Origin of the sequence: Kitasatospora sp. NPDC057542 (assembly GCF_042801945.1) — a bacterium.
Lineage (GTDB): Bacteria > Actinomycetota > Actinomycetes > Streptomycetales > Streptomycetaceae > Kitasatospora.
The window spans coordinates 1-2,243 of the sequence record NZ_JBHVFE010000761.1 but is presented as its reverse complement, the minus strand read 5'-3'; the positions used below and the strand labels follow the sequence as shown (position 1 = coordinate 2,243).

Here is a 2,243-nt window from a genome sequence, read left to right as displayed (position 1 = left end):
GACCGGCGCCACCCGGCGCCGGTCCCTGCCCGTTCCCGCAGATCAGCGGGTTTTCTACAGGTCGTAGTAGAGCTCGAACTCGTGCGGGTGGGGGCGGAGGGCGATCGGGGCGATCTCGTTGGTGCGCTTGTAGTCGATCCAGGTCTCGATGAGGTCCGAGGTGAAGACGTTGCCGGCGAGGAGGTACTCGTGGTCGGCTTCCAGGGCCTCCAGGACGGCGGGGAGGGAGGAGGGCACCTGGGGGACGTTGGCGTGTTCCTCGGGGGCCAGCTCGTAGAGGTCCTTGTCGACCGGCTCCAGCGGCTCGATCTTGTTGCGGATGCCGTCGAGGCCGGCCATCAGCATGGCGGAGAAGGCCAGGTAGGGGTTGGAGGCCGGGTCGGGGGCGCGGAACTCGATGCGCTTGGCCTTGGCGTTGGAGCCGGTGATCGGGATGCGGATCGCGGCGGAGCGGTTGCGCTGCGAGTAGACCAGGTTGACCGGCGCCTCGAAGCCCGGCACCAGGCGGTGGTAGGAGTTCACCGAGGGGTTGGTGAAGGCCAGCAGCGAGGGGGCGTGCCGCAGCAGGCCGCCGATGTAGTAGCGGGCGGTGTCGGAGAGCCCGGCGTAGCCCTGCTCGTCGTAGAAGAGCGGCGTGCCCTCGCTCCACAGGGACTGGTGGACGTGCATGCCCGAGCCGTTGTCACCGAAGATCGGCTTGGGCATGAAGGTGGCGGTCTTGCCGTTGCGCCAGGCGACGTTCTTGATGATGTACTTGAACAGCATCAGGTCGTCGGCGGCGTGCAGCAGGGTGTTGAACTTGTAGTTGATCTCGGCCTGGCCGGCGGTGCCGACCTCGTGGTGCTGGCGCTCGACCTCCAGCCCGGCCTTGGCGAGCTCCAGCGACATCTCGGCGCGCAGGTCGGCGAAGTGGTCGACCGGCGGGACGGGGAAGTACCCGCCCTTGTACTTGACCTTGTAGCCGCGCACGTCGCCCTCGGCGGCGCCGGTGTTCCAGGCGCCGGCCTCCGAGTCGATGTGGTAGAAGGACGCGTTGGCGCTGGTCTCGAAGCGGACCGAGTCGAAGACGTAGAACTCGGCCTCGGGCCCGAAGAACGCGGTGTCGGCGATGCCGGAGGAGGCCAGGTAGGCCTCGGCCTTCCTGGCGACGTTGCGCGGGTCGCGGCTGTACGCCTCGCCGGTGACCGGGTCCTGGATGAAGAAGTTGATGTTGAGGTGCTTCTCGGCCCGGAACGGGTCGAGGCGGGCCGTGGCGAGGTCCGGCACGAGGGCCATGTCGGACTCATGGATGGCCTGGAAGCCGCGGATCGACGAGCCGTCGAACATCAGGATCTCGGACGGATCGAAGGTCGCCGCAGGTACGGAGAAGTGCTGCAAGACGCCCGGCAGGTCGCAGAAACGGACGTCGACGAACTTCACGTCGTTGTCCTGGATGAACTGCTTCACTTCGGCGGCGTTGTTGAACATCCATCCTCCTCGGCGTGCGAATTGGGCTCACCATAGGAATGGGTCGTTTCCAATCGGTGACCCGCTCGTTTCCTAGATGTTAACCACGACCGCCGGACGGGTGGCAAAGACGTACGGGACGGTACAAACCGCCCCGTCGAGCTGGGCGCCCTCCGGCAAGTGGTCTGGACCACTTGGAAAGCCCCCGGAACGGCGATTCACCCGGTCGGGGGTGATGTCCCGGCCGGAGGGGAGCCGGTGGCGGCGCACTCCGTCGGCCCGGTTAGTGTGGATTCGTGGACACCAGAGAAGCGTTGGGATCGTGGATCGACGGCCCCCGGGCGGCCGCCGAGAAGATGGGCGCCGACTTCGGCCACCGCGGCGAGCGCCTCGGGCTGCCCAAGGAGGGCCCCGGCTCGATCGCCGGCCCCGGCCGCCGGATCGGCGCCCTGTTCGTGGACGGCTGGCTCGTCGCTCTGATCTCGTACGGGCTGGTCGCCCGCGGCGACCAGGCCGAGGCCAACCTGTGGACCAGCCCGCTGTACTTCGTCGTCGCGGCCCTGCTGCTGTCCACCACCGGTACGACGGTCGGCAAGCGGCTGTTCGGCCTCCGGGTGGTCCGCCTGGACGGCCGCCGCGCGACCATCCCGCAGGTCCTGCTGCGCACCCTGCTGCTCTGCCTGGTGGTGCCGCCGCTGGTCTGGGACCGCGACACCCGCGGCCTGCACGACAAGGCGGTCGGTACCGTCGAGGTCCGGATCTAGCGCCGGTCCCGGGACGCCGAACGGCCCCGCCGC

Annotated in this window: 2 protein-coding genes; one reads left to right on the top strand and one right to left on the bottom strand. The window is 68.5% G+C overall.

The window, feature by feature from the left end:
• Positions 1 to 54: 54 nt before the first annotated feature.
• Positions 55 to 1,467, bottom strand: a complete 1,413-nt coding sequence (gene glnA, locus ACFU7Y_RS43195) for a type I glutamate--ammonia ligase (protein ID WP_224283945.1) — start codon at positions 1,465 to 1,467, stop codon at positions 55 to 57.
• 275 nt (positions 1,468 to 1,742) lie between these two features.
• Here glnA and ACFU7Y_RS43190 point away from each other — a divergent pair, with 275 nt between their 5' ends.
• Positions 1,743 to 2,210, top strand: a complete 468-nt coding sequence (locus ACFU7Y_RS43190) for an RDD family protein (RefSeq protein WP_224283946.1) — start codon at positions 1,743 to 1,745, stop codon at positions 2,208 to 2,210.
• Positions 2,211 to 2,243 lie beyond the last annotated feature (33 nt).